The 26,480-nt window shown below is 72.4% G+C and carries 24 protein-coding genes and 2 tRNA genes; 8 read left to right on the plus strand and 18 right to left on the minus strand.

What is annotated here, in order from left to right:
• Positions 1 to 682 precede the first annotated feature (682 nt).
• Positions 683 to 1,948 carry a tyrosine--tRNA ligase gene (tyrS, locus tag AC3A3L_RS00005; protein WP_487637980.1) on the minus strand — a complete coding sequence of 422 codons (1,266 nt, stop codon included), beginning with the start codon at positions 1,946 to 1,948 and terminating at the stop codon, positions 683 to 685.
• A gap of 72 nt (positions 1,949 to 2,020) precedes the next feature.
• Between tyrS and AC3A3L_RS00010 the strand changes: the two genes are divergently transcribed.
• Positions 2,021 to 3,397 (plus strand): serine/threonine-protein kinase, encoded by a 1,377-nt coding sequence (locus AC3A3L_RS00010; RefSeq protein WP_487637981.1) that lies wholly within the window; start codon positions 2,021 to 2,023, stop codon positions 3,395 to 3,397.
• On the opposite strand, the gene AC3A3L_RS00015 is transcribed toward AC3A3L_RS00010, so the two are convergent.
• Genes AC3A3L_RS00015 through AC3A3L_RS00025 form a run of 3 tightly spaced genes read right to left on the minus strand, consistent with a single transcriptional unit; the run spans position 3,398 to position 5,891 of the window.
• Complete coding sequence (locus AC3A3L_RS00015) at positions 3,398 to 4,057, minus strand: response regulator (protein WP_487637982.1); 660 nt, start codon at positions 4,055 to 4,057, stop codon at positions 3,398 to 3,400. It lies immediately after the preceding gene.
• Positions 4,054 to 5,310: a sensor histidine kinase gene (locus AC3A3L_RS00020; RefSeq protein WP_487637983.1), complete on the minus strand. Its 1,257-nt coding sequence runs from the start codon at positions 5,308 to 5,310 to the stop codon at positions 4,054 to 4,056. Before AC3A3L_RS00020 ends, AC3A3L_RS00015 begins: the two co-directional genes overlap by 4 nt.
• Before the next feature lie 41 nt (positions 5,311 to 5,351).
• The gene (locus AC3A3L_RS00025) at positions 5,352 to 5,891 is read right to left on the minus strand and encodes a hypothetical protein (RefSeq protein ID WP_487637984.1); all 540 of its coding nucleotides are present in this window, start codon (positions 5,889 to 5,891) and stop codon (positions 5,352 to 5,354) included.
• A gap of 163 nt (positions 5,892 to 6,054) precedes the next feature.
• Here AC3A3L_RS00025 and AC3A3L_RS00030 point away from each other — a divergent pair, with 163 nt between their 5' ends.
• Positions 6,055 to 7,584, plus strand: a complete 1,530-nt coding sequence (locus tag AC3A3L_RS00030; RefSeq protein WP_487637985.1) for a serine/threonine-protein kinase — start codon at positions 6,055 to 6,057, stop codon at positions 7,582 to 7,584.
• A 21-nt stretch (positions 7,585 to 7,605) separates the two neighbouring features.
• On the opposite strand, the gene AC3A3L_RS00035 is transcribed toward AC3A3L_RS00030, so the two are convergent.
• Together AC3A3L_RS00035 and AC3A3L_RS00040 are read right to left on the minus strand one after the other, a co-directional pair.
• Positions 7,606 to 7,679 (minus strand) — tRNA-Ile (locus AC3A3L_RS00035).
• A 13-nt stretch (positions 7,680 to 7,692) separates the two neighbouring features.
• On the minus strand, positions 7,693 to 8,649 hold the full coding sequence (locus AC3A3L_RS00040; RefSeq protein ID WP_487637986.1) for a GNAT family N-acetyltransferase: 957 nt from the start codon (positions 8,647 to 8,649) through the stop codon (positions 7,693 to 7,695).
• Positions 8,650 to 8,821: 172 nt separating this feature from the next.
• On the opposite strand from AC3A3L_RS00040, the gene AC3A3L_RS00045 reads away from it, so the two are divergent.
• Together AC3A3L_RS00045 and AC3A3L_RS00050 are read left to right on the plus strand one after the other, a co-directional pair.
• A complete protein-coding gene (locus AC3A3L_RS00045) occupies positions 8,822 to 10,222 on the plus strand; it encodes a DUF1800 domain-containing protein (RefSeq protein WP_487637987.1) in 1,401 nt (466 codons plus the stop codon).
• A 1-nt stretch (position 10,223) separates the two neighbouring features.
• Positions 10,224 to 11,501 (plus strand): DUF1501 domain-containing protein, encoded by a 1,278-nt coding sequence (locus AC3A3L_RS00050; RefSeq protein WP_487637988.1) that lies wholly within the window; start codon positions 10,224 to 10,226, stop codon positions 11,499 to 11,501.
• A 25-nt stretch (positions 11,502 to 11,526) separates the two neighbouring features.
• Here AC3A3L_RS00050 and AC3A3L_RS00055 read toward each other — a convergent pair whose 3' ends face one another.
• Complete coding sequence (locus AC3A3L_RS00055; RefSeq protein ID WP_487637989.1) at positions 11,527 to 12,729, minus strand: sulfite oxidase; 1,203 nt, start codon at positions 12,727 to 12,729, stop codon at positions 11,527 to 11,529.
• A gap of 87 nt (positions 12,730 to 12,816) precedes the next feature.
• Between AC3A3L_RS00055 and AC3A3L_RS00060 the strand changes: the two genes are divergently transcribed.
• A complete protein-coding gene (locus tag AC3A3L_RS00060) occupies positions 12,817 to 13,569 on the plus strand; it encodes a PIG-L deacetylase family protein (RefSeq protein ID WP_487637990.1) in 753 nt (250 codons plus the stop codon).
• Here the strand turns inward: AC3A3L_RS00060 and AC3A3L_RS00065 are convergent.
• From AC3A3L_RS00065 to dnaG, 8 genes are all read right to left on the minus strand, one after another.
• A complete protein-coding gene (locus AC3A3L_RS00065) occupies positions 13,523 to 14,401 on the minus strand; it encodes a hypothetical protein (RefSeq protein ID WP_487637991.1) in 879 nt (292 codons plus the stop codon). The two genes, AC3A3L_RS00060 and AC3A3L_RS00065, sit on opposite strands and share 47 nt — an antisense overlap.
• Positions 14,402 to 14,506: 105 nt before the next feature.
• A complete protein-coding gene (locus AC3A3L_RS00070) occupies positions 14,507 to 15,202 on the minus strand; it encodes a GAF and ANTAR domain-containing protein (protein WP_487637992.1) in 696 nt (231 codons plus the stop codon).
• 174 nt (positions 15,203 to 15,376) lie between these two features.
• A complete protein-coding gene (locus AC3A3L_RS00075; RefSeq protein ID WP_487637993.1) occupies positions 15,377 to 17,494 on the minus strand; it encodes a xanthine dehydrogenase family protein molybdopterin-binding subunit in 2,118 nt (705 codons plus the stop codon).
• Positions 17,491 to 18,498, minus strand: a complete 1,008-nt coding sequence (locus tag AC3A3L_RS00080; RefSeq protein ID WP_487637994.1) for an FAD binding domain-containing protein — start codon at positions 18,496 to 18,498, stop codon at positions 17,491 to 17,493. Before AC3A3L_RS00080 ends, AC3A3L_RS00075 begins: the two co-directional genes overlap by 4 nt.
• Positions 18,495 to 18,998 (minus strand): 2Fe-2S iron-sulfur cluster-binding protein, encoded by a 504-nt coding sequence (locus AC3A3L_RS00085; protein WP_487637995.1) that lies wholly within the window; start codon positions 18,996 to 18,998, stop codon positions 18,495 to 18,497. The genes AC3A3L_RS00080 and AC3A3L_RS00085 overlap by 4 nt, the downstream gene beginning before the upstream one ends.
• A gap of 120 nt (positions 18,999 to 19,118) precedes the next feature.
• Positions 19,119 to 19,191: transfer RNA gene (locus tag AC3A3L_RS00090), tRNA-Asn, on the minus strand.
• A gap of 52 nt (positions 19,192 to 19,243) precedes the next feature.
• Positions 19,244 to 19,756, minus strand: a complete 513-nt coding sequence (locus AC3A3L_RS00095; RefSeq protein ID WP_487637996.1) for a hypothetical protein — start codon at positions 19,754 to 19,756, stop codon at positions 19,244 to 19,246.
• Entirely contained in the window at positions 19,756 to 21,663 is a 1,908-nt protein-coding gene (gene dnaG / locus AC3A3L_RS00100) for a DNA primase (protein WP_487637997.1), read from the minus strand. The genes AC3A3L_RS00095 and dnaG overlap by 1 nt, the downstream gene beginning before the upstream one ends.
• Before the next feature lie 140 nt (positions 21,664 to 21,803).
• Here dnaG and AC3A3L_RS00105 point away from each other — a divergent pair, with 140 nt between their 5' ends.
• The 3 genes from AC3A3L_RS00105 to AC3A3L_RS00115 are packed head-to-tail and all read left to right on the plus strand — an operon-like array spanning position 21,804 to position 22,845.
• On the plus strand, positions 21,804 to 22,223 hold the full coding sequence (locus AC3A3L_RS00105) for a phage holin family protein (protein ID WP_487637998.1): 420 nt from the start codon (positions 21,804 to 21,806) through the stop codon (positions 22,221 to 22,223).
• Positions 22,216 to 22,476 (plus strand): DUF3618 domain-containing protein, encoded by a 261-nt coding sequence (locus AC3A3L_RS00110; RefSeq protein ID WP_487637999.1) that lies wholly within the window; start codon positions 22,216 to 22,218, stop codon positions 22,474 to 22,476. Before AC3A3L_RS00105 ends, AC3A3L_RS00110 begins: the two co-directional genes overlap by 8 nt.
• 36 nt (positions 22,477 to 22,512) lie before the next feature.
• Positions 22,513 to 22,845 (plus strand): hypothetical protein, encoded by a 333-nt coding sequence (locus AC3A3L_RS00115; RefSeq protein ID WP_487638000.1) that lies wholly within the window; start codon positions 22,513 to 22,515, stop codon positions 22,843 to 22,845.
• A 1-nt stretch (position 22,846) separates the two neighbouring features.
• On the opposite strand, the gene AC3A3L_RS00120 is transcribed toward AC3A3L_RS00115, so the two are convergent.
• The 3 genes from AC3A3L_RS00120 to dusB form a co-directional block, all read right to left on the minus strand.
• Positions 22,847 to 24,115, minus strand: coding sequence for a deoxyguanosinetriphosphate triphosphohydrolase (locus tag AC3A3L_RS00120; protein ID WP_487638001.1), 1,269 nt, complete (start codon positions 24,113 to 24,115; stop codon positions 22,847 to 22,849).
• A gap of 60 nt (positions 24,116 to 24,175) precedes the next feature.
• Positions 24,176 to 24,994: a VldE C-terminal domain-containing protein gene (locus tag AC3A3L_RS00125; RefSeq protein ID WP_487639813.1), complete on the minus strand. Its 819-nt coding sequence runs from the start codon at positions 24,992 to 24,994 to the stop codon at positions 24,176 to 24,178.
• Positions 24,995 to 25,319: 325 nt separating this feature from the next.
• A complete protein-coding gene (dusB, locus tag AC3A3L_RS00130) occupies positions 25,320 to 26,459 on the minus strand; it encodes a tRNA dihydrouridine synthase DusB (RefSeq protein ID WP_487638002.1) in 1,140 nt (379 codons plus the stop codon).
• Positions 26,460 to 26,480 lie beyond the last annotated feature (21 nt).

Raw genomic sequence — 26,480 nt, forward strand, 5'->3', positions numbered from 1 at the left:
AAGCACGCCGCCAGCGTTCGTCCTGAGCCAGGATCAAACTCTCCATCGAAAACCATCAACCCAACCCCCACAAAAAAGGGCCAGGCGACTATCAATAAGAGCCACATCCCCCGACTGAACAAAACTAGCGAAAGACACCCCCAACCATCACAGTCAGAGGCATCGCCAGAATCATTGTCAAAGAAACCGCGACACCAACACCCACCACCAAAGATGACGAGCAAACGCTGATGTCAACGGGGCATAACAAACTAATTCGTCGACTAATCAAACACACTGTTGAGTTCTCAAGAATCAGACGCACCCACATCGCGATCCGGTGAGGATCTCGGTTGCGTGGGGCAACTGGTCAAACGTAGCGAGCGACTTTCTGGCGAGGCAAATCCTCGGCTGTTTCGCTCTGACCCGGTGGTGTCACCGTGACCGATGACCGCTTCGGGTTGTCCTGCCCGGGGCCGGGAGCCCGACCTGACCGGTCTTGCTCCCCGCCGCTCCCTGGCGACAGAGAGAACATTATGCGGACCGCTGGGATCGTGCAAATCGAAACGGTGTGACCGCGAGCACATCTTCGTTTCCGCAGGTCAGAGGCATGTTGTGACGGATGGGGCGCCGGGGAGGAGCGTGTCCGCTTCCCTCCGACGCCCCATCGCGGGGTCATCTGCCGGCCATCCGACCGACGCCCTCAGGCCACTTCGACGCCCGCGAAGTTCTTCTTGCCGCGACGCAGCACGAGCCAGGCGCCGGCAACCAGGTCCGAGGTGGTGGGCTGGAGGTCGGGGTCCTCCACGCGCACGTTGTTGAGGTAGGCGCCGCCCTCGGCGACGGTGCGCCGGGCCTCCCCCTTGCTCTTCGCGAGCCCGGCGGCCACGAGGAGGTCGAGGATGCCGGGCAGGTCGCCGGCGGGGAGCGTCGTACCGCCCGCCTCCCTGAGTGCGGCGGCGAGGGTGTCGGGCTTGATGCCCGACAGGTCTCCCCCACCGAACAGGGCGGCGGCCGCGGCCTTGGCGTGCTCGACCTCGTCGGCACCGTGCACCAGCGCGGTGACCTCGTCGGCCAGGCGCTTCTGGCCGGCGCGCAGGAACGGCTTGTCCGCATGCTGCTGCTCGAGGTCCTCGATCTCCTCGCGGGAGAGGAACGTGAAGATGCGCAGCAGCTCCCCGACCTTCTCGTCCTCGACGTTGAGCCAGAACTGGTGGAAGGCGTAGGGCGACATCATCCCCGGGTCGAGCCAGAGCGCACCGCCCTCGGTCTTGCCGTACTTGGTGCCGTCGGCCTTGGTGATCAGTGGCGTGGCGAAGGCGTAGACGCTCTCGCCCGTGACGCGGCGCACCAGCTCGGCGCCGCCCGTGATGTTGCCCCACTGGTCGGAGCCACCGAACTGGAGCGCCACCCCGTGCTCGCGGAACAGGTTGAGGTAGTCCATCGACTGCAGCAGCACGTAGGAGAACTCGGTGTAGCTGATCCCGGACTCGAGGCGTCGCTTGACGGTGTCGCGGGCGAGCATCCGGTTGACCGGGAAGTGCTTGCCGATGTCGCGCAGGAAGTCGATCGTCGAGAGCGAGGCGGTCCAGTCGTAGTTGTTGACCGTCGTGGCCGCGTTGGCGCCCTCGAAGGTGACGAAGCGCGAGACCTGCTGGCGGACGCGCTCGGTCCACTCCTTGACCGTGTCCAGCGAGTTCAGCGTGCGCTCGCCCGAGTCACGCGGGTCGCCGATCATGCCGGTGGCGCCGCCGACGAGGATGTAGGGCGTGTGCCCCGCGTCCTGGAGACGGCGGGCGGTCACCAGCTGGACCAGGTTGCCCATGTGGAGGCTCGGCGCGGTCGGGTCGAAGCCCACATAGAACTTGATGCTCCCCTCGCCCAGCGCAGCGCGGAGCGCGTCGCGGTCGGTGGAGTGCGCGATGAGGCCGCGCCACTCCAGCTCGTCGAGGACGTTGGGGCTGGTCACGTGAGTTCCTTCGGGTGAGGTGGACTGGTCTGTGGGCACTAGCCTAGGTCGAGGACGCAGGAGGTTCGGCACGTGATCGCAGGCAGGTACCGGCTCGAGAGGCAGATCGGCCGCGGTGGCTCCGGAACGGTGCACCTCGCGCTCGACGAGGTCCTCGGACGCCAGGTGGCGATCAAGCGCATCGGCCTGATCCCGGGTTCGGACAGTGCCGAGCTCGAGCGCGCCGAGCGCGAGGCCCGGCTCGCCGCCGCCCTCAACCACCCGCACGTGGTGTCCGTGTTCGACCTCGTCGACGAGGAGGACGTGCGCTGGCTGGTGATGGAGTACGTCGACGGGGAGACGCTGAGCGAGCGGGTGCGCACCTCGGGTCCCCTGGCCGCCACCGAGGCGGCGACGTTGCTGGCGCAGACCGCGGACGCCCTCGTCGAGGCGCACGGGCACGGCATCGTGCACCGTGACGTCAAGCCGAGCAACATCATGATCGCCGGCGGCGGGGCGAAGCTGAACGACTTCGGCATCGCCCGCTCGGAGGACGACCCCTCGCTCACCCAGACCGGGCTGGTGACCGGCTCCCCCGCCTACCTCGCGCCCGAGGTCGCGTCCGGCTCGTCGGCCACGCCCGCGAGCGACGTGTGGTCGCTCGGCGCGACGCTCTACCACGCGGTCACCGGCAAGCCGCCGTACGACGTCGGCGACAACCTGATCGGTGCGCTCTACAAGATCGTCCACGAGGACCCGCCGCGGCTGCCCGACGACCACCCCATGGCCGGCCTGCTGACGGTGATGATGAACCGCGACACCGAGGCGCGCTGGTCGATGCCGCAGGTGCATGACGAGCTCGCACGCATCGCCCGCGGGCAGCGCTCCACCGTGGTCGCCGCGCCCGCTCCGGCGCCGACCCGCCAGGCGACCGGCGTGCTGCCGCAGGCGCAGCCCGCGCCGTCCCCTGCCCCGGCCCGCCGCCACGGCGCCCGATGGGGGTGGTTGGCGGCCGCCGCGGTGCTCGCGGTCGCGGCCGTCGTGGCGGCGTACGTCTGGGCAGGTCGGGGCACACCCGAGGCGCTGCCCGACGAGCAGCAGACGCGCTCGGCCGAGACGTCGGAGGCCACGAGCAGCAGCAGCGCTCCGACCGTGACGGCGGAGGACACCCGCGAGCAGATGGACGCCTTCATCACCTCCTACCTCGCGACCGTCACGAGCGACCCCCGCGCGGCCTTCGACCGGCTGACGCCCGAGTTCCAGCAGGCGAGCGGCGGCTACGAGGGCTACATGGGGTGGTGGGGCCGGGTGCGGTCCGCGTCCCTGGCCGAGGTCGCCAGCGACCCGTCGGACCTGACGGTGGGCTACACGGTCGACTACGTGATGAAGTCCGGCGACCGGAACACCCAGCGCGTGCGGCTGCAGCTCGAGCGGTTCGACGACCAGCTGCTCATCGCCGGCGAGGGATAGTCACCCGGTCGCTGGTCCACCGAGGTCGTGGCGCTGCGCCCACAGGGCGGCCTGGGTGCGGTCGGCGACGCCGATGCGCTGGTAGGCCGAGGTGAGGTGTGCCTTGACGGTGCGCTCGGTGATGCCGAGCCGCTGAGCGATCTGCTTGTTGAGCAGGCCCTCGACCACGAGCCGGAGCACCTCCGCCTCACGGGGCGACAGCGCGGCGCCGTCGACGTCCTCCGACGGCGCTGAGCCGGCCGCCGTCGCCCGGCGCGACAGCAGCCGGCGCGCGGCGCGCGGGTCCAGCGGTGACCCGCCGCGCGCGACCGCGCGGATGCCGTCGAGGAGCACGTCGGGCTCGGCGTCCTTGAGCAGGTAGCCCACCGCCCCGGCCTCGATGGCGGCGTCGATGCGGGCGAAGTCCGAGAAGGACGTCAGAACCAGGACCTCCGTGCCGGTCCCCTCGCCGACGATCGCGCGGGTGGCTGCGACACCGTCGAGGACGGGCATCTGGAGGTCCATCACCGCCACGTCGGGCCGGTGCTCCCGCACCAGGTCGACGGCCTCGCTGCCGTCCCTGGCCACACCGACCACCTCGAGGTCGTCGGTCGACTCGATGAGGCCCGCCAGGCCCCGCCGTACGACGGCGTGGTCGTCGGCCACCACGACGCGGATCATCCGACCGGCACCTCCACGCGGACCATCGTGCCCGAGCCCGGCGTGGACTCCACCTCCCAGGTGCCGCCGTGCTCGCGCACGAGGCTCTCGGCTGCGCGCAGGCCGAAGTGGTCGTCGGTCGCCACGGCGCCGGGGTCGAAGCCCACACCGTCGTCGACCACCTCGAGCACCAGCCGGTCGTCCTCGCGCCGGACGGTCAGCGACATGCGCTCCGCGCGGGCATGGCGTGCCACGTTGCGCACCGACTCCTGGGCGACCCGCCACACGAGTGCGACGGCCGGGCGGGGCGCGCGGTCGGCGTCGCTGACGTCGACGTCGACCGTCGTACCGGCTGCGACGAGCGGGGCGACCAGGTCGTCGACCGCGGCGGCCAGGCCGGCGGTGTGCAGGTCCGGCGGGTAGATCTCGACGAGCAGCGACCGCAGCGACCGCATGCTCACCCGCAGGGAGCGCCCGACGTCCTCGAGCTCGCGACGGCGCGGCCCGTCCGCATGGGCGGCCAGCGCCGACAGGGCCATGGACGAGCCGGACAGGTCCTGCACGACGCCGTCGTGGAGGTCGCGGGCGATGCGCAGCCGCTCCGCGTCGGAGGCGCGGACGGCCGCCTCGAGCAGGCGCTCACGCTCGCGGGCGGCACGTGACAGCCGCCGGGACAGCAGGACGACCAGCGGGGTGCCGAGGGCGACGAGCGCGGCCAGGGCGCCGATGGTGATGGGGAGGAACCGGTCGAGGATCTGCGTCCGGCTCGCGCGGATGTCGTCGACGCCGAGGTAGGCCTCGAACAGGAGCGGCTCCCCCTCTGGCGAGCGGACGCGGGTGTAGACCTCCAGGAGGTCGCCGCCCAGGTCACGCTCGAAGCGGTTCTCCGGCCGGCTGAGGTCGGACAGCTCGGCATCGGTGCCCCCGTCCGCGAGCACCTCCAGCTCGTCGTCGCCGAGCGGGTAGACCGCGCCGATCAGCTCGGTCCGGTCGCTGTAGAGCACGGTGCCGTCGGCATCCCACAGCTTGATGCGCAGCACGTCGTCGACGAGCAGCCGGTCGAGCGCCGTACGGTCCATGCGGTCGATCGCGGCGGCGTCGCCGTCGACCAGACCGGGCGGGATCGCCGGCTGGGCCACGGACCGGGCGAGCACCCAGGTCAGCGAGCGCGCGTCGGCGATCGCCTCCTCGTCGGCGGCCGAGCGGCTCAGGGCGCCGGTGGCGACCACGACGACGACGAGCGTGACGAATCCCGCGGCCAGGAACTGAGCCACGGGATTCGTCAACCAGCGCATGGGGCGTACCTCCGATGAGGTCAGTAGTTGACCACACCCCGGCACACCTGGCCGTCACGCACGGCGCGGAACACCAGGGCGTCGGTGCCGGCGAGGTTGACCACCTTGCGCTCGACCTCGAACGAGCCGCTGCGCGCGGTGGTGGTGGCGACCCCGCGATCGCTCACGGAGCCGTTGTGGCGCAGCGCCCAGCGCCAGCGCTGGCCGGCGACGTTGGAGTCGACCTCGCCCTCGACCTCGAGGCGGCCGTCGTCGGTCTTGACCTTGAGCTTCCAGCGGGCTCCGCCGCTGCAGCTCCCGGTGCGGATCACCCGGTCGTCGTCGTCACCCCCGCCGCCACCGCCGCCGCCGTGGTCGTCGCCCGCGCCGTCGTCGCCACCGTGCCCGCCGTTGTCGTCGCCGGGCGGGTCGTCGTGACCACCGCGGAGCGAGGACGGGTGGTCGACCTGTGCGGCTCCGGCGGTGCCCGCGCCCACGGTGCCGACGCCCAGCCCGGCGAGGGCCACCCCGACGGCGAGCGACCGGGCGAGGTGGGTGGTGCTGCTGATCGTGCTGTTCATGGGTCCTCCTCAGTAGGTGGACCCAGCCTCGTCGCCCGCGGCGGCGCGGGCGAGATGGCCGATGGTGCTAGTACCCGACTCGTGGCCCGACTGGTCCCAACGGGTGTGAGGCCGCCTTCGTGCTCGTGGCTAGCCTTGAACGTCAGCCACGGAAGGGGACTACGTGATCGCAGGCAGGTATCGCGTGGAGAAGGAGATCGGCCGCGGAGGCGCCGGTGTCGTCCACCTCGCGCACGACGAGCTGCTGGACCGCCAGGTCGCGGTGAAGCGCATCGGCCTGCTGCCCGGGACCACTGCCGACGACGTGTCGCGCGCCCAGCGCGAGGCGCGCCTGGCGGCGGGCATCAACCACCAGCACGTCGTGTCGATCTTCGACCTCGTCAAGGACGAGGACTGCTACTGGCTCGTGATGGAGCACGTCGAGGGGCACACCCTCGCCGAGCTCGTCACGGCCGGCGGCCCGCTCCCCGTCCGCCGCGCGGCGGCGATCCTGGCCCAGGCCGCAGACGCGCTCGTCCAGGCCGGCACGGCCGGCATCGTGCACCGCGACGTCAAGCCGAGCAACATCTTCGTGGGCGGTGACGACCGCGCGAAGCTCGGCGACTTCGGCATCGCGCGGGCCGCCAGCGACACCGTGCTCACCCAGACCGGACTGATCACGGGCTCCCCCGCCTACCTCGCGCCGGAGGTGGCGACCGGCGAGCCGGCGACGGCGGCCAGCGACGTCTGGTCGCTCGGCGCCACGCTGTTCCACGCGCTGGTCGGCAGGCCGCCGTACGACGTCGGGGACAACGTGCTGGGCGGGCTCTACAAGATCGTCCACGACGAGCCGCCCCGCCTTCCCGACGACCACCCGGCCGCCGGGCTGCTGGCGACGATGCTCGTCAAGGAGCCCGCGCAGCGCTGGCCCGTGGCGAGGGTGCGCGACGACCTGCGCCGGATCGCGCGCGGCGAGCGCTCGGAGGCGCCGGTCCCCGGTGGCGGTGCGCGGATGCAGGACGAGCCGCCGACGGCCGTCATGACCGCGCAGCAACCGACAGAGGACGACGTACCGGCTGCGGCTCCTGTCGCGGCGCCGAGACCGACCCCGACACCGGCCCCGGCTCCGGCCCCGGCTCCGACACCGGCGCCCACGAGGTCGCGCCGGTCCCCGGCGGGCTGGCTGGCCGCGGTGCTCGCGCTCGTCCTGGTGGCGGGCATCGGCGCCTGGCTGCTGTGGCCGCGTGACGAGGAGCCGAGCAACGCGGGAGGGGGCGGCGAGTCACCGAGCGCATCCCAGGAGCCGACCTCGGACACCCCGTCCGAGAGCCCGAGCGACAGCCCCAGCGAGAGCCCGTCCACCACCGACGAGCCGACCACCGAGCCCAGCCCGTCCAACGCGTCCGGCGGCACCCCCGCGGCGATGCGCGCGTTCGTCGAGGACTACTTCTCGACGGTCACCTCCGACCCCGAGACGACCTTCGCGATGCTCACGCCGGAGTTCCAGGCGGAGAGCGGCGGCTTCGACCGCTACAGCGGCTTCTGGAGCACGATCGAGTCGGCGAGCCCGCGGGCCATCAAGGCCGACCCGCGGTCGCTGACCACGACGTACACGATCGACTACGTGACCACGGCGGGCCGGACGCGGACCGAGCAGGGACAGCTGCAGCTCGCGCAGGAGGGTGACAGCTTCCTCATCGCCGGTGAGGGATAGCGCGTCGGGACATGCACTGCGTAGGGCGGGTGGGGCTCGAACCCACGACCCAAGGATTATGAGTCCTCTGCTCTGACCGACTGAGCTACCGCCCCTCGGGCCGAAACCCTAGGCGATGGGCGCCTCGACCTCGTACACGTGCTCCACGACGCGGAAGCCGAGCGCGGTGTTGGTGTGGTGCATGGCCGTGTTCGACGGTGCGGTCCAGGTGTGGACGAGGCGGACGTCGTCCGGCAGGCGGGCGTAGTTGGCGCACTTGAGGGCGGCGCCGAGCCGGTGCCCACGGTGCTGGGGCATCACCAGCGTGTCGTCCTGCCAGCCGTAGTCGGTGCCGTGCGGGACGAAGAGCAGCGAGTAGCCGCCGAACGAGCCGTCCGAGCGTCGGCGGGCTGCGGCCACCCGCACGTCGTACGCCCTCATGAGTCGCTCCTCCGACGCAGCCAGCCGCGCGTCGTCGAGCACCTCGGGCTCGAGGTCGAGGTCACCGGTCGGGACGTCGACGTTCATCTGGTTGCGCATCGCGAGGTAGGCCGCCCGGTGCTCGTCGGGGCAGCGGCCTCGCCAGGTGACGACGTCGTACGCCGGGTCGACGGGTGACGTGACGACCGGGAGCTCGGCGACGAGGTGGTCCTCGCGGTGCTTGTCGACCGAGCCCATCGCGGCGGCGAACTCGTGGGCGGGGCCCGGGGAGGTGAGGTCGACCGTCACCTCTCCCCCGAGCCTCGCGCGGCCCTCGGCCCGGGCGCGCGCCACCACGGCCTGCCACAGAGCGCGACCGACGCCGCGGCGCCGGTGGGTGGGCAGGACGTCGACCTCCGCCCACGCGACGTCGGTGTTCTCGGTCAACGGCAGCTCGAGCTCGGCGACCCCGACGACCTCGCCCGCGGCGACGGCCTGCAACCACGTGCGGGCGTAGTGGGGGCTCGGCGCGGTGGCGGTGACCTCGAACGCCGCGGCCGTGGTGACCAGCGCGTGCGGGCGGTCGGCCCGCACCGACCGGTCCATCACGGCGTGCCAGACGGCTCGGGCGGCGGGGTCGGTCGCGTCCAGCTCCTCGATCTCCACCGCACCATCCGACCCCACCCGTCGCCCCACAGGCAAACGCGATTCGGCGTTCGACTTCGCGTCCGCGGCCGCTCGTGGGACAGTGATGCGTCTTTCGAAGCGGCTCGGGTACGGGAGGACCTCGGTGGCCAAGGATCGGTCTGCTCTGCTGCCCCCGTCGCAGCGTCACCTGGTGACGCGCTTCGGCTACGGCATCGACGCAACGCTCGCGCGCGACGTACGCCGTGCCGGCGGGGCACCAGCGTGGTTCGAGCGGCAGCTCACCCGGCCGGGCTCGTTCCCGGACGGGGCGGCCGATGCCGTGCGACGGTGGTGGCCCGACCTCGACCGGAAGCCGCGCGACCTGTGGCAGCGCCAGGTCCAGGAGGTCCGCGGCGGTTGGCAGGTCATGGAGGACTACGGCCGGTGGCTGCTCGTGCGCCGCATCCGCACGCGGCGGCCGGTGCTGGAGAAGATGACCGAGTTCTGGGAGGCGATGCTCCACGTGCCGGTGAGCGGCGACGCCCACTTCACCTGGCGGGTGGACTACGGCGACACGGTCCGGCGCCACGCCCTCGGTCGCTTCGACGAGCTGCTGGCCGCGACCACGACGCACCCGGCCATGCTGATCTTCCTGTCCGCCGCGACGTCGACGAAGCGTGCGCCGAACGAGAACCTGGGTCGTGAGCTGCTCGAGCTGCACACGCTCGGTGCCGGCAACTACGACGAGGACGACGTCAAGGCGTCGGCCCGCATCCTCACCGGCCACCACGTCGACCTCTGGGAGACGTGGAAGGCGTCCTACGTCAAGGAGGACCACGCGACCGGGAAGGTGCAGGTCAAGGGGTTCGCCCACAAGAACCGGAAGGCCGACGGCCGCGATGTCACCCGGGAGTACCTCCGCTACCTGGCCCACCATCCGCTGACCGCGCACCACGTCTGCGAGCGGCTGGCGACGAAGTTCGTGCGCGACGACCCGCCGCGGGCACTCGTGAAGCGGCTGGCGAAGGTCTACCTGCGCAACGACACCGAGATCGTGCCGGTGCTCCGCGCCCTCGTGGCCAGCAAGGAGTTCCGGTCCTCTGCGGGCGACAAGCTGCGCGACCCGAGCGAGGACGTCGTCGCCACCTACCGGGCGCTGGGCGTCGAGGTCGGTCGCCCGAGCCGCAACGACTCCGCCTCCAACGCGATCCTCTGGCAGGCGTCCCGGCTCGGGCTCACGCCCCACGCCTGGCCGCGCCCCGACGGCACACCCGTCACCGACGCCGTGTGGGCGTCCCCATCACGCGCGCTCGGCTCGATGGACGTGCACTACGCGATGGCCGGTGGCTGGTGGCCCTCCGAGGGCATCCGCTACCGCACCCCGGGCGCCTGGGTGCCGGCGAAGAAGCCGGTGCGCTTCAAGGACCTCGTCGACGCGGTCAGTCGCGACCTGCTGCACCGCCCGGCGAGCAAGCGCCTGGTGCAGACCGCGGTCCTCGCCACCGGCTGCAAGGCCCGGGAGAAGATCGACCGCGACCACGCCCTGTACCAGTGGGGCTTCCCGCGGCTGCTGGCCGCCGTCCTCGACTCCCCCGACCACCTGGCATGCTGACATGACTTCCTCCCCCACGGCTCCCTGCGGCTGCCCCGACTACGACGAGGCCCGTCTGGCGCTGAGCCGGCGTGCCCTGCTCGGCACCGCCCTCGCCGGCGGCGCCGTCGCACTCGGTCCGTCGCTGACCGGCGCCGGCCCGTCGGCGTACGCCGTCACCGGTCACAGCGCCGCCCGGCTGGCAGCGCCGGGTGGCTCGGTGCTGGTCCTCCTCTCCCTGCGCGGCGCGGCCGACGGATTGTCGCTCGTCGTGCCGCACGGCGACCCCGTCTACTACGCCGCGCGTCCGCGCCTGGGCATCCCGCACACCGCGCTGCTGGCGCCGGACGCGATGTTCGGCCTGCACCCCGCCCTCGCGCCGCTGCTGCCCATGTGGGACGCCGGCCGGTTGGCCGCCGTGCACGCCACCGGCATGGCCACGCCCAACCGGTCGCACTTCGCGGCGATGGAGGCCATCGAGGACGCGGCGCCCGGCTCGTCCGAGCGCACCGGCTGGCTCAACCGCCTCCTGGGCGAGCTGCCCGGCACCTCGCCGCTGCAGGGCACCGCCATGGGCAACCAGGCCCCCACCTCCCTCTTCGGCGCCCAGCCGGCGTTCGTGGTCGGCCGGGTCGACCAGGCCAGGGTGGCCGGCACCGACGAGGAGGGCCGGCGGCTGGCCTCCCTGGCGCACGCGTGGCGGGGCCGCGACCCGATGAGCCGCGCGGTGCGCGACGCGATCTCGGGGGCGCAGACCTTCGGTGCCGCCCGGGACACCCCCGTCGGCGTACCCGCCCCCGCCTACCCCGACAGCGGGCTGGGCAGGGCGCTCTCGGACGTCTCCCGGATCGTGCGCTCGGGCGTCGCAACGGAGGTGGTCACCGTCGACCAGGGCGACTGGGACATGCACACCGACGCCGGCACGCTCGAGTGGGGCGACATGAGGCGCAACGCGGGCGACCTCGCGAGCTCGATCGCGGCCTTCTTCGCCGACCTCGGCCCGGCTGCCGAGCGGGTGACGCTCGTGACCCTGAGCGAGTTCGGCCGCAGGGTGCGCGAGAACGACGGCTACGGCACGGACCACGGCTTCGGCAACGTCATGTTCGTCGCCGGTGCCGGGGTCCGGGGCGGGCGCTACTACGGCTCGTGGCCGGGCCTGTCCGACACCCTCGACGCCGACCTCCTCGTGACCACCGACTACCGCAGCGTGCTGGCGGAGGTCGTCACCCGGAGGTTCGGGGTCTCGGTCGCGCAGGTCTTCCCGGGCTTCGCCCCGCAGACCGTCGGCGTGATGGCCTGACGCCGACCCCGGAGCCACCTGCCGGTCAGACGACCTGCACGGGGTGGCGCACGACCGCGTCGAAGAAGTAGCCCTGGGTGTTGAAGGCGGCCACGAGCGGCTGCGTGCGTCCCTGCTCGTCGGTGGCCCGGGCGAGCAGCTCGTGGCGCCCGCGGCGCGGGTTGCCCCAGCGCACCGACCACTGCGTCCAGCCCCCGTCCTCGCGCGACCGTCGGTCCAGGACGGCGGGACGCCAGCGCTCCCCGCCGTCGAGGCTCACCGAGACGCGACTGATGCGCCCCGCGCCGCTCCACGACCGACCGGTGAGGGTGACCGGCCGCGACGGCAGCACCTGGTCGGGGGCCAGCTCCCATGCCGAGCGCACCGGGTTGACCGTGAGGGGCGGGGAGTCGGCAGGCCAGTCGGGGCCGACCATCCGGTAGAAGGTGGTGTTCCACGGCGACGTCAGCTGGGTCGTCGACACCTCGAGCGACCCGAGCCACTTGATGCTCGCGATGCCCACCCAGCCCGGCAGCACCAGTCGCAGCGGATAGCCGTGGTCGGGCAGCAGGTCCTGGCCGTTGATCCCCCACGCGAGCAGCGCGTCGTCGAGCGCCTTCTCCACCGGGAACGGCCGACGCACCCGGCCGTAGTCCGTGCCGCCCGAGACGAAGGGGTCGTCCAGCCCGGTGGCCTGGATGGACACCGCGTCGGGTGACAGCCCGACGGAGGCGAGGACGTCGCGCAGCCGCACGCCCGTCCAGCGCACGGTCCCGACGGCGCCGAGCGTCCAGGCGGTGCCGGACACGGCCTGGCCCTGCTGGGCCTTGAAGTGGCTCCGTCCGTTGCCGGTGCACTCCACGACGGCGGTGAGCTCGTGGTGCGGCAGCCGTTGGAGGTCGGCGAACGACAGGGTCAGCGCCTCTCCCTCCGCCCTCGGCGTCGCCAGCCCGTCGCCGTACACCCGCAGCGCGTAGGTGGACCGGTCGATCCGGGGCGTGCGGGTGTGGTTGCGCACGAACAGCCGCGACTGCGGCGTGAGGTAGCGCTGCGGGTCGACCGAGCCCCAGCGCATCTCGGCGTTCGTCCCGAAGTCCGTGAAGTAGTCGGGCGGGGTGGGCTTGAGGATGAAGGGGGACGCGGCCGACGCGGGCGTTGCGCGCCACACGGAGGTGGGAGCGGCCGCGACGCCGGCGAGGGCGGCGGCAGCGGTGAGGAGTCCACGACGGGTGGGCGCGTACGAGGTCATGCGATGACCATATATGAGTAAGTCTTGTGTTTCACTGCACAACTTGCATCCGCAGACAGGTCGTTCCTCCGGTGCCATGCTCGGAGCATGACCGCCGAGCGCCCCACGCCCCCGTCCTTCGAACCGCTGCCCGAGGACTGGGACAGTGCCCTGTTCGTCGTCGCGCACCCGGACGACATCGAGTACGGCTCCGCGGCGGCGGTCGCCCGGTGGACCGGACAGGGCAAGCGCGTCGTCTACTGCATGGTGACCAGCGGTGAGGCCGGGATCGACGGCATCCGCCCCGACGAGTGCGGCCCCCTGCGGGAGGCGGAGGAGATCGCGTCGGCCGCCGCTGTCGGCGTCGACGAGGTGCTGTTCCTGCGACTGCCCGACGGGGTCCTGGAGTACGGCGTAGAGCTGCGGCGCGTGCTCGCGAAGGTGGTGCGCGAGCAGCGCCCCGACGTCGCCCTGACCATCAACTTCCGCGAGACGTTCGGCGGCACCAGCCTCAACCAGGCCGACCACATCGCCGTCGGCAAGGCGCTCCTCGACGCGGTGCGCGACGCGGGGAACCGCTGGGTGTTCCCCGAGCAGCTGACCGACGGCCTCGAGCCGTGGGGCGGCGTGAAGGCGGTCTGGGCGGGCGGGTCACCGCAGGCCGGGCACGCCGTGGACGTGACGGACACGTTCGCAGCCGGCGTCGCGTCACTGAAGGAGCACCGGGCCTACATCGAGGGGCTCGGCTGGGAGGGCTGGGACCCCGAGGAGTTCCTCGACGGGATCCTGCGTGGTGGTGGCCAAGGGCTCGGCGTCACCCACGCGTCGACGTTCGAGGTGTTTCCCCTGGGCTGGGGCTGAGGCTCCCCCGCCCGAACCTCCGCCGACCCCTGCGCGACTCCCGCGGCTCACGTGGCGCTGCGCCGGCGAACCGCGCCCCCACGAGCGGTGGCGCAGTGGGCGCCACCGGGGCGACGACCTCGTCGGCTCCCTCCTCGAGTTCCTCGACTGCCTCGACTGCCGAGTCCTGCATCGACACCGTGGACAGGTCGCGGTCGGCCAGGATGGCCCGCACCTCGTCGACCGTGGCGAGCAGCCCGTCGTCGTCGGTGGCATTCGTGCAGGCCACCAGCGCGTGGCGGCCGAGCGACGCGCCGACGACGGACGCCTCCTCGAACCGCAGCCGCACGAACCCGGCCACCTGCTGGTCCTCGAACGAGCGCAGGATCGCGAGCATGCGGTTGCCCACCTCGTCGAGGTGGCCGGTCGCCGTCCGGTCGCCCGCGGTGGCGACGACCCGCGACCCGGCCGTGACGACCCCGGCCCACCGCACACCGTCCACCGACAGGACGCGGTCGAGGCAGTGGACCACCGTCGCGGTCGTGTCCGCACCCCCGACCACCATGAAGGTGGGAAGCGTGCGGGGCTCGGCGCGCACCAGCACAGCCCGGTAGGTGCCCTCACCGGCGGGGGTCCAGGTCACCCCGACGGTCAGGCGGCGCGCGCCCAGCGCCTCCATCGCCCGCAGGTCACCCACGTGCACGAGCTCGCCGGCGCGACGCGCCAGCCGACCCGTGTAGGGCAGGGCGGCGGCCAGCGCTCCCGCCGCACCGTCGTGCCCGACCACGGTCCCATCGGGGCGTACGACGAACTCGCAGCGGTCGTGGTCGTCGTCCATCGGTCCTGCGCTCATGGAGCCACCATGCCGCGGCTCGGCACGGGACCGGGGCGGCGTAACGCACAGTTCACACGCGACCGCGGAAGCGTTACGCCACGGCAACCGGGAGCCAGGGCCGGGTCACGGCGCCGAGCCGGGCAGGGTGCCCGTCTCGACCACCTGCTGGGCCACGGCGAAGAGCTTGATGTTCTGCTGCGAGGAGAGCCGCTTGAGCACGGCGAAGGCCTGGTCGGACGTCAGCGCGAACCGCTCACGCAGGATGCCGGTCGCCTCGCCGATGAGCTGGCGGCTGGTCAGGGCGGTGTGCAGCTGGTCGTGGCGCACGGTGGCGCTGAGCGCGACCGAGGCATGGGCGGCCGCCACCAGGCCGTCGAGCTGGTCCTCGTGGTCGAACGCGTGGGGCTCGTAGGCGTAGAGGTTGAGCAGTCCGATGCTGTCGTCACCCTCCACGAACAGCCGGAAGCCGAGGTAGGACCGCACCCCGGTCCTCTCGACGACCTCGGTCGCCCACCGCGGCCACGGGGCGTCGCCGGTGAGGTCGCCGACGGAGATCACGTCGTGGGTCGTCGGACCACCCATGGCCGGCCCCTCGGCGAGGTCGTGCTGGAGGTCGTCCATCACCTGGACCGATGCGTGGGTGTGGGCGCAGGTGTCGTTGCGGCCCGGTCGGAGCACGCAGACACCGGCGACGTCGCAGGAGTCGATCAGGTCGACCGCCATCGCGGCGATGCGCTGCAGGGTGTCTGCGGGATGGCGCGTGCCTGACATCCCGCGTGCGGCCTCGGCCAGCCTCCGGCCGAACTCGTGACGATCCATCCCCGCGCCTCCCTCGATGACGACCCCGCCCGCATCGTATAGAGGCACCCGAGGAGCACGGGGCGGCCCGGGCGGCCGCTTCTTGACCGCCCGGGCCTGGTCCCTGCGGAGTCGCGACGCCGCACGGACCTGGCCCGCGGTACCCCGTGGAACCGGCGCCGATCCGTCCGCGGGTCAGGCGTCCAGGAAGTGGTCGGCTGTCAGAGGGAGCGAGCGCACGCGCACGCCGGTGGCGTGGAACGTCGCGTTGGCCACCGCGGCAGCAGTGCCGACGATGCCGATCTCGCCGATGCCGCGGGAGCCCATGGGGGTGAACACCTCATCGGCCTCGTCGAGCCACTCGGCGTCGACGTCGAGCACGTCGGCGTGCGAGGCGACGTGGTAGGTGGCGAGGTCCTGGGTGACCACGTGCCCGAAGCGCGGGTCGCGGTGCGACTCCTCGAACAGGCCGGCGGAGAGGCCCATCACGAGCCCCCCGACGAGCTGCGAGCGGGCCGTCCTGGGATTGATCACCCGACCGACCGAGTAGACGCCGTGGAGCCGGGGCACCCGTACCTCCCCCGTCCAGCGGTTGACGCGGGCCTCGGCGAAGACGGCACCGAACGAGTGGAACGCGAGCTCGTCGGCCGCGGGGTCGTCGGCTGCGGACGCCGTCGTGTGCAGGCCGGGGTCGGGCCTCGTGCCGTGGTCGCTGCGGAACAGCTGCGAGGCCGCGACGATCGCCGAGCCCCACGAGCTGGTGCCGGACGACCCGCCGGCGACCGTGGCCGACGGCAGCAGGCTGTCGGCGATCACGACGTCGACCAGTGCCGGGTCGACGTCGAGGGCGTCCGCGGCGATCTGGGTGAGCACGGTGCGGGCACCGGTCCCGATGTCGACCGAGCCGATGGCCACCTCGTAGCGACCGTCGTCCAGCGACGTCACCCGGGCGCTGTTGCCCGGCTGCTTCATCGCGGGGTACGTCGCCGATGCCACCCCGGTCCCGACGAACCAGTCACCGTCGAGCGTCGCCCGGGGCTCGGCGGGGCGCGCGTCCCAGCCGAAGCGCTCGGCGCCGCGGTGGAGGCAGTCCAGCAGCCGCCGGTCGTTGAACGGGTTCCCTGTCTCGGGGTCGACGTCCGGCTCGTTGCGCTCGCGCACGACGATCGGGTCCAACCCGCACGCGACGGCGAGCTCGTCCATCGCGACCTCGTGGGCGTACATCCCCGGCATCTCACCGGGAGCCCGCATCCACGACGGCACGGCGACGTCGAGACGCGCGAGCCGGTGGCTCGTCCGGCGGTTCGGGGCGGCGTACATCATCCGGGTCGGCGCGGCGGTCTGCTCGGCGAACTCCCGGATGGCCGACGTCTGCTCCTGCACCGCGTGCTCGACGGCGACCAGCCGGCCGTCGCGGCCGGCACCGAGACGCACGTGGGAGATGGTCGCGGTGCGGTAGCCGGTGAGGGAGAACATCTGCTGTCGTGTCACGGCCAGCCGGACCGGACGTCCACCCGTCGTCCGCGCCGCGAGGGCGGTGGCCATCACGTGGGCGTGCGCCTCCCCCTTGCTGCCGAACCCGCCACCGACGTAGGGCGCCCGGACCCGCACCTGGTCCGGCTCGAGGCCGAGCATCGGCGCCAGGGACTGGACGACACCGTGGACGCCCTGGGTCGAGTCGAACATCGACAGGACGTCGCGGCCCTCGTGCTGCTCCCACCACGCGAGGGTGGCGTGCGGCTCGAGGGGGTTGTTGTGCTCGTAGGGGGTGCGGTAGGTCTGCTCGACGACCACCTGCGCCGATGCCAGGGCCGCGTCAACGTCGCCCTCCGCGGTGTCGGTCTCCATCGCCGGGTTGACCTGCTCGGGCCGGTAGGTCGCGTTGTCCTCCCGGAGCTCGGCCTCGTGCGGTTCCTGGTCGTAGGACACCCGCACCAGGGCTGCCCCCTCCCGGGCCGCCTCCGACGTCTCCGCGAGCACCAGGGCGACGACCTGGCCGCGGAAGCCGACCCGGTCGCCCTGGAGGATCGCCAGCTCGGCGTTGTCGGTCTGGGCGAGGCGGGGCGCGCTCGTGTGGTCGATCACCGCGGTCACGCCCGGATGGGCGAGCGCGGCCGCCGGGTCCACCGCTGTCACCCGCCCCTTGGCCACGGTCGAGGTCACCAGCCAGAGGCTGAGAGGCGTCTCCGCTCCGTCGGTGGGGTGCTCCACGGCGTACGACGCGCGCCCGGTGACCTTCTCCACCCCGTCGACCCGGTCGAGCGAGGTGCCCATCGAGCGCGGGGTGAGAGGACGGGTCTGCTGCTCGGTCATCGTGCTGCCTCCTCGGCAAGGCTCAGGAGCGTCGCGGTGGTGGTGTTGCGCACCATCGCCAGCTTGTACGCGGTCTCCTCGGTGACGGTGGCCGCGAGCAACTCGTCGTCCACGGCGGCACGCACGGCCTGTTCGTCGAGCGCGACCCCCGCGAGCGCCGCCTCGGCACGCCGCGCGCGCCACGGCTTGTGCGCCACGCCGCCCCACGCGAGGCGCACCTCGTCGATGCGGTCGCCGTGGAGCCGCAGGGTCGCGGCCACCGAGACCAGGGCGAAGGCATAGGAGGCCCGGTCCCGCACCTTGGCGTACGTCGACAGCTCGGCCGCATGGCCCAGTGGGAGCTCGACGGCGACCACCAGGTCCTCCGGGGCGAGGGTGGTGTCCACGTCCGGGCGGTCACCGGGCAGGCGGTGCAGGTCCTCGAAGGCGAGGCGCCTCTCCCCTTCGGCACCCAGCACCACGACCTCCGCGTCCACGGCGGCCAGTGCGACCGCCAGGTCGGAGGGATGGGTCGTCACGCAGGCGGCGCTGGCGCCCAGGACGGCGTTGTAGCGGCCGTAGCCGTCGATCGCCGAGCAGCCGCTGCCCGGCTCACGCTTGTTGCACGGCGTGGTGACGTCCTGGAAGTACACGCACCTGGTCCGCTGGAGCAGGTTGCCCGCGGTGGTGGCCTGGTTGCGGATCTGCCCGGACGCCCCGGCGAGCAGCGCCCGCGCGACGACCGGGAACCGCGACCGCACGACCTCGTGGGCTGCCATGTCGCTGTTGCGGACGTTGGCGCCGATGCGCAGCCACCCGTCGGACGCGTCCTCGCCGGACCGCTCCTCGATCGTGTCGAGGGGCAGACGGCTGACGTCGACCAGCATGGGCGGCGCGGCCACGCCGAGCTTGAGGTGGTCGACCAGGTTGCTGCCGCCGGCCACGAACCGCGCCCCCGGGTGGTCGGACACCAGCTCGACGGCCTCCCGTGCGGACGTGGCCCGCCGGTAGTCCAGCGGGATCATCGGCTCGCCGCCTCGCGCACGGCGGCCAGGATGCCCGGGTACGCTCCGCAGCGACACAGGTTGCCGCTCATCCGCTCGCGGATCTCGTCGTCGTCCAGGTCGACCTCCGCCCCCAGGTCCGAGGTGGCGTGGCTCGGGTGCCCCTGCCGGACCTCCTCCAGCATGCCGACCGCTGAGCAGACCTGGCCGGGGGTGCAGTAGCCACACTGGTAGCCGTCGTGGGCGAGGAACGCCTCCTGCACCGGGTGCAGCCCCCCGGCGGCCAGGCCGGCCGCGGTGACGACCTCGCTGCCGTCGTGCGCGACCGCCAGCGCCAGGCAGGTGAGGTGCCGGCGCCCGTCGAGCAGCACGGTGCAGCTGCCGCACTGGCCGTGGTCGCACCCCTTCTTCGGCGAGGTCACGCCCAGGCGCTCGCGCATCGCGTCCAGCAGGGTGGTCCGGGTGTCGACCGTGACCGCGTGGGGTGTGCCGTCGACGACGAGCGTGATGTCGGAGTCCATGGCACGCCGTACCCCGATCCCGCTGCATCATCCGATCGTCATCATCCGATCGTCGCGGCGGGCACCACGTGGCGAAGGGCCCTCGATCCACGTCTCCGCGGATCGAGGGCCCTTCTCCGGCTCCCCCGGTTGGACTCGAACCAACAACCCTCCGGTTAACAGCCGAATGCTCTGCCAGTTGAGCTACAGGGGATCGCTTGTGCAGCGAGGCGAAACCTTAGCAAGCCGCGGCACCGCGGGTGAAATCAGGGCAGGCCGACGTCGCGGCGGGCCAGCTCGAGCGCCTCGAGGGCAGCGGCACGGACCTCCGGGTCGGCGGGGTCGACACCCTCGTCGTACTCGTAGACCCACTGGACACCACCCGCGCCCGACGGCGCGCGGCGCGCGATCACCCGCAGGCCGCGACGTCGTCCGAGGGACACGTGGCGCTGGAGCACGACGCTCGCGGTGACGCGTTCGCGGACCAGCTCGAGCAGCCGGCCCGGGTCGGTGAGCGTGGCGGTGTGCACGGGACGTTCCTCGCCCCAGCTGCCGACCTCGGCGAGGCGGAAGACGTCGGTGTCGCGGTCCCAGTTGGCCGCCTCGACCTGCTCCCAGGGCACGCGCCGGGTCTCGCCGTCGCGCACGACGTAGAAGGCGTCGCGGGTGCCGGCGAGGACCGCGCCGTCGGATGCGGTGGTCATGGCGAGCACCTTCTCGCCGCGCGGCACCGCGACGGAGGGCACGAGCGAGCGGCGCCGCCAGCTGATGGGCAACATCAGGACTGACCTCCCGGCTGGCCCACGGCACCCTCGCGCAGCTTGCGGCGGTGCTGCTCGAGCACGACGAGCTCGCCGAACATGCGGTTGTAGTCGAGGGCGTGCTCGACGGGGTTGGTGCGCTGGAGGCGGGCCTTGACGTCGGCGATGCGGCGGGACGTGGTGAGCTCCTGGAGCCGGTAGACGTAGGCCACGGCGAACGTCGGGTTGGGGTCGGTCGTGCCACGCACCGGCTCGACACCGAGCTCGGTGACCGCCGCGACGACGGCGGGATCCGTGGCCGACCCGCGCACCTTGGCCGCCCAGCCGGCGTCGTCGACCCCGGCGACGGGTCCGCCGGCCGCCGTCACCGCCTCCCAGACGCCCTGGAACGTCGGGTGGGTGAAGTCGGCCGTGGTCACGTGGGTGGTCGTGCGACCCACCCCGGCGGGGTGCTGGATGACGAGCTTGAGCAGCTCACGCTCGATGAGGAAGCGGGGGTCGGACAGGCTGGGCAGGGCCGGCCTGGCCGGCTCGGGCGCCTGTGCGCCGTCGCCGCCGCGGACGGGCCGGCGCTCGTCCCTGGCACCGCCGGCGGGTCGCTCCGCGGCCCGACGCACCTCCGCACGCACCTGGTCGAGGTCGACCCCGACCATGTGGGCGAGCTCGCGGGAGAACGACTCGACCTTGGTCTTGTCGCGGATGCCGGCGACCAGGCCGGCGGCGTCGCGCAGCGCGTCGACGCGGCCGTCTGCGCGATCGAGGTCGTAGCGGGTGAGGACGTTGTCGAGGGCGAAGCGGTAGAGCGGCTGGCGGCTGGCGACCAGCTCGCGCACGGCCTCGTCGCCCTCCTTCAGGCGCAGGTCGCAGGGGTCCATCCCCTCGGGGGCGACCGCGACGTAGGTCTGCGAGGCGAACACCTGGTCGCTGTCGAGCACCTTCATGGCCGCCTTCTGCCCGGCCGAGTCGCCGTCGAAGGTGAAGATCACCTCACCGCTGGTGGTGCCGTGGTCGCCGAGGAAGCGGCGCAGCACGCGCGCGTGGTCCTGGCCGAAGGCCGTGCCGCACGAGGCGACGGCCGTCTTCACGCCTGCGAGGTGGCAGGCCATCACGTCGGTGTAGCCCTCGACGACGACGGCCTGCTGGCTGTCCTTCATCGCGGTGCGGGCGAGGTCGATGCCGTAGAGCACCTGGCTCTTCTTGTAGATCGCGGTCTCGGAGGTGTTGAGGTACTTCGCCTCGATGCGGTCGTCGTCGAAGATGCGGCGTGCGCCGAAGCCGATCGTGTCGCCGTTGGCCTCGCGGATCGGCCACACCAGGCGGCCGCGGAAGCGGTCGTAGTGGGAGCGGCCGAGCGCGACGAGCCCGGCGGCGACCGACTCCTCGTCGGTGAAGCGCCGGCCGCGGAGGTGGCGCACGAGCGCCTCGCCGTCGCGGGGTGCGAAGCCGACCCCGAAGGTGGTGGCCGCGGCCTGGTCGAACCCGCGCTCGTGCAGGAACTGGCGCGCGACCACGGCGTCGGGGCCGGAGAGCTGCTCGGCGTAGAACTCCTGGGCGACCTTGTGCGCCTCGATCAGCCGGCCGCGCGCCGGTCCGCGCGGGCGTACGGGCTCGTCGTCGCCGTCCTCGCGGCGCAGCTGGACGCCGAACTTCTCCGCGAGCCGCTCGACGGCCTCGGTGAAGGTGAGCCCGTCGACCTTCATCAGGAAGGAGATGACGTCGCCGCCCTCGCCGCAGCCGAAGCAGTGGAAGAACTGGCGGGCCGGGTTGACGTTGAACGACGGCGTCTTCTCGTCGTGGAAGGGGCACAGGCCCTTGAGCGACCCGCCCCCGGCGCGCTTGAGCGTGACGTAGCCCGACACCACGTCGTCGATCCGCGCCTTCTCGCGCACCTCGGCGATGTCGTCGTCGCGAATCCGGCCTGCCACGCCCGGGAGTCTACGGGCGTCCTCCCACGGCCACGGCGGAGTCTCCACAACGGCCGTCGGAGCCGCCCGCGTGGACGTACGGCCACCCCTTGGGGCGTACGTCGCTGGTGCCCCGCCGAGGCGTCTGGGAAGGTCGAAGCATGACTGCTCAGCACGGAGCGCCAGAGAGTCAGGCGCAGGACCAGACCCTCGGAGCGCTCGTCCACCAGCTCAGCCAGCAGCTCCCCGAGCTCATCCGCTCGGAGATGCGCCTCGCCCAGGCGGAGGTCGCCCAGAAGGGCAAGCGCGCGGGTGTCGGCATCGGCATGTTCAGCGTGGCCGGCCTGCTCGGCTTCTTCGCGTTCGGGTCGCTCGTGGCGACCGCGATCATCGCCCTCGCGCTCGTCGTCGACGCCTGGCTGGCCGGCCTCATCGTGGCGCTGGTCCTCCTCGCCGGCGCCGCCGTCGCCGGGCTGGTCGGCCGCAACAAGGTCGCCGAGGCCGGGCCGCCGGCGCCGGAGCGGGCGATCCACGGGCTGAAGGAGGACATCGCGACGGTGAAGGGAGACCACCATGAGTGACCAGACGCCGGAGAAGACGCCCGAGCAGCTCGAGGCGGAGATCGCGCTGCAGCGTGAGCAGCTGGCCGGCACCGTCGACCAGCTCGCCGCGAAGCTCGACGTGAAGTCGCAGGCGCAGCAGCGGGTGGCCTCGATCAAGGACGCCGCCACGACCGACACCGGCAAGCCGCGCACCGAGGTGATCGCGGCCGCCGGATCGCTCGTGGCGATGGCCGTGGTGCTGCTGCTGTGGCGGCGCCGCGGCGACCACTGAACCAGGTCCAGCAGACAACCAGGGAAGGGAGACCCCATGAACAAGCTCACGCTGCTCATCGCCGGAGGTGTCGGCTACGTGCTCGGCGCCCGTGCCGGCCGGGAGCGCTACGAGCAGATCAAGAGGACGGCCACGCGCGTCAAGGAGGACCCGCGGGTCCAGGAGAAGGCGCACCAGGCCGCCGACCTCGCCAAGGACAAGGCCCCCTTGGTGAAGGACAAGGTCACCTCGGCCGCCAGCACGGCCGCCGACAAGGTGACCCCGTCGGGCAACAGCAACGGTGAGCACCGCTCCGACCTCGAGGAGCAGCTGCACCCCGACAGCACGGCACGTCAGGACGACCCCTACCCCCAGGGCAACCTGCCGTAGCTCAGACGAGCGCGGCGTGGCGCGCGACGGCGCTGGCGTCGGTCAAGGAGGCGACCTGGTCCACGACCACCCGCCTCCGGCCGGCGTCGTCGCCTGCCCTCTCCCAGTCCTCGACGAAGACCGGGTCGAGGGCGTCGGCCCCACAGGCCCACAGCGCCTCGACGAGCTCCGCGACGAGCTGACGCTGCCGCTCCATCAGCGCGACGCGGTCGTCGGCCTGCATGACGTAGTGGGCGGCGATCCCCTTGAGGACGCCGATCTCGACCTCGGTGGCCTGCGGGACCACGAGGTCGGCGCGGTGCCGCACGGGCGGCTCCCCCGCCGTCGCGGTGAGGGTCGCCTGCTGCACGCTGCCGCAGAAGCGGCCGATGAGGTCGCTGGTGAGGTTCTTGATCGCGGCGAGGCTGCGCCTGCTGCCGTCGTAGGACGAGCCGGGCCAGCTGCCCACGGCGCGCAGGTCGGCGAGCGCCACGTCGAGCGCGGCATCGTCGATCCCGGGGAGGTACCACGAGCGGACGGTCTCCCAGAGGGCGTCGCGGTCGAGCCGCGTGAGGTCGAGACGACCGGCCACGATGCCGTCCTCGACGTCGTGCACCGAGTAGGCGACGTCGTCGGCGAGGTCCATCACCTGCGCCTCGAGGCAGCGCCGACGGCCCTCGACCCCTGACCGCAGCCAGTCGAAGACGGGCCGGTCGTCGTCGTAGACGCCGAACTTCACGACCACGCGCGGCGTGCCGTCGGCGTGGACCCCGTGGGGGCCGGTCGCCTCCGCCCGCGCCCACGGGTACTTCGTGCAGGCGTCGAGGGTGGAGCGCGTCAGGTTGAGCCCGGCCGAGCGACCGTCGGCGTCGAAGGTCTTCGACTCCAGCCGGGTCAGCAGGCGCAGGGTCTGCGCGTTGCCCTCGAAGCCGCCGCAGTCGGCGCTGAGCTCGGCGAGCACCCGCTCGCCGTTGTGGCCGAACGGCGGGTGGCCGAGGTCGTGCGCAAGCGCCGCGGTCTCCGCGATGTCGGGGTGCGTCCCGATGGCGCGCGCGAGGTCGCGGGCGACCTGGGCCACCTCGAGGCTGTGCGTGAGGCGGTTGCGCACGAAGTCGTCGGTCTGCGGGCCGACGACCTGCGTCTTGGCCGCCAGCCGGCGCGACGCCGCCGCGTGGACGACCCGCGCCCGGTCGCGCTCGAACGCCAGGCGCACCGGCGCCTCCACCCGCTTGGGCGGCTCGGCGACGACGCGCTCGCGCGCCGAGTCGTCGTACAGCTCCTCGATGCTCATCGGCGGGTCAGCCTAGCGAGCACGCCGGACGCCGACGACGACCCGGCTCCGACGTGCCGGTCAGTAGACCGTGACGTGGACGTGGTCGTAGTGGTTTGCGGTGACCGACCCGCGGTCGGACATCCCGCGCCAGCCCTCGCCGGCGCGCTCCACGGACCAGATCTGCTGCGAGTAGATGATGTACTCGATGCCCAGCGCGGAGTAGTTGGCGCGCAGGAAGTTGGCGATGGCCCAGCCGGTCTCGCCGCTGACCATGATGTCGATGGCACGGCCCTGGCCGTGCTCGCCGTCACCACGCCACGTGCCGTAGCTGGTGATGGACGGCCAGTTGGCGCACACCACGTCGTGGATGTCGTAGAGCGACGCACGACCGGCGTCGATGGACGAGCCGTTGGTGCACGCGCCGCCCAGGCTCGGGCCGGCGGGCTCCTTCGGCTCGGGCTTCGGCTTCGACGCGCTGAGGTAGTCGGAGGTGACCCAGCGGGACTGGCCGTCGATGACGACCTGAGTACGGCCGGCCTGCGTGCGACCGGTCACCGATACCTGCTTGACGGCACCGATGACACCGAGCTTGTCGGACTTCTCCGACGGGCCGTCCCAGAGGTTGAGGACGTCGGTCGTCCAGACCGAGTCGTCCGTCTTCCTGGCGAGCCGGCGCGCCGTCTTGTCCACCTGCGCCGCCTCGATCTTCTCGCGCGCGGCGGCCTCGGCCTTCGCGGCGGTGCGGATCTGCGAGCGGGAGACGGTCGTGGTCTCGGTGCGCCGACGGAACGCGGAGTCGTCGACGGAGTCGGCTCCCGGCTCGGCGGTCGGCTGCGAGGTGCTGGACGAGGCCAGCAGGTCGTCGCTGGTCGCCGGCTCTGCGGCGAGGACTCCCATGGTCACTGCGGAGAGCGTCGCCACGACGGCGAGCGGTGCTGCGACGAGGGCGGAGCGGGGGATCCGAGACGGACGGGGGGTGGTGGTAGCAGGGGTTTCCCGCTTGTGGCGATGCTGAGCCACAGCGCTGATCCTTTGCGGTTGCTGTCGGGGGACGTTGCGCCGATCCACGAGCCCGGAAACGGGGGAAGAACTCGTGCCCACGTCGACGCGATCATCGAGTGAAGCACAGGAATCTCGGGCTGTCCCAATCTTCCCCGGTAAAAATCGGCGTGTTCCGGCTCACCCGTGCGCGGATCCGTGCGTACGACACAGGGGCCCCGGATCAGCCGCCGGTGGTCTCGTCGACGTCCTCGCGCAGGTGCGCGTCGCGCCCGTCGGTGTCGTCGAGCCACCCCTCGGGGAGCACGACCCTCTTGCGCGGGGCCCCCTGCCGGCCGCGGGGCGTGCCGAGCTCGCGCTCGGGGAACGGCGCGCTGTCATCGAGGCCCGCGAGCAGCTCGTCGAGCGAGGCGAGGGAGTCGACGAGAGCCAGCTGGTGGCGCAGCTCGCCGCCGGCCGGGAAGCCCTTGAGGTACCAGGTGATGTGCTTGCGGAACTCCTTGCAGCCCCGCTCCTCCCCCATGTGCTCCGACAGCAGCTCGGCGTGGCGGCGCATCATCGCCTTGACCTCGCCGAGGGTCGGCAGCGTGGCGACGTCCTCGCCGTGGAATGCTGCCGCCAGGTCGCGGAAGAGCCAGGGACGGCCCAGGCAGCCGCGACCCACGACGACGCCCGCGGCGCCGGTCTGCTCGACCATCCGGACGGCGTCGGCCGCCTCCCAGATGTCGCCGTTGCCGAGGACGGGGATGTCGACGTGGTCGACGAGGGCCGCGATGGCGTCCCAGTCGGCCTGACCCGAGTAGGCCTGCTGCACGGTGCGCCCGTGCAGGGCGATCGCGGCGACGCCGCTCTCCTGGGCGATCCGACCGGCGTCGAGGTAGGTCAGGTGGTCGTCGTCGAGGCCCTTGCGGGTCTTCATCGTCACCGGCACGTCGTACGGCGCTGCGGCCGCTACGGCGTGCTCGAGGATCTCGCCGAGGAGGCCCCGCTTCCACGGCAGCGCTCCCCCGCCGCCCTTGCGAGTGACCTTGGGCACCGGGCAGCCGAAGTTCAGGTCGACGTGGGCCACGCCGTGGTCGGCGCAGAGGATCTCCACCGCCTTGCCGATGTAGACCGGGTCGGTGCCGTAGAGCTGGACGGAGCGCACCGACTCGAGCTCGTCGAAGACCAGCATCTTCCTCGTCGTCTCGTCGCCCTCGACGAGGCCGCGGCTGGTGATCATCTCGCAGACGTAGAGGCCGGCGCCCTGCTCGGCGCAGAGGCGTCGGTAGGCGGCGTTGGTGATGCCGGCCATCGGCGCGAGCACGACGGGGGTGTCGACGCGCAGCGAGCCCAGGGTGAGGGAGTCGGGCACGACGGTCATGCCCCCATTGTCGGAGCGGGA

This window comes from Nocardioides sp. Soil_C_8, assembly GCF_057656315.1.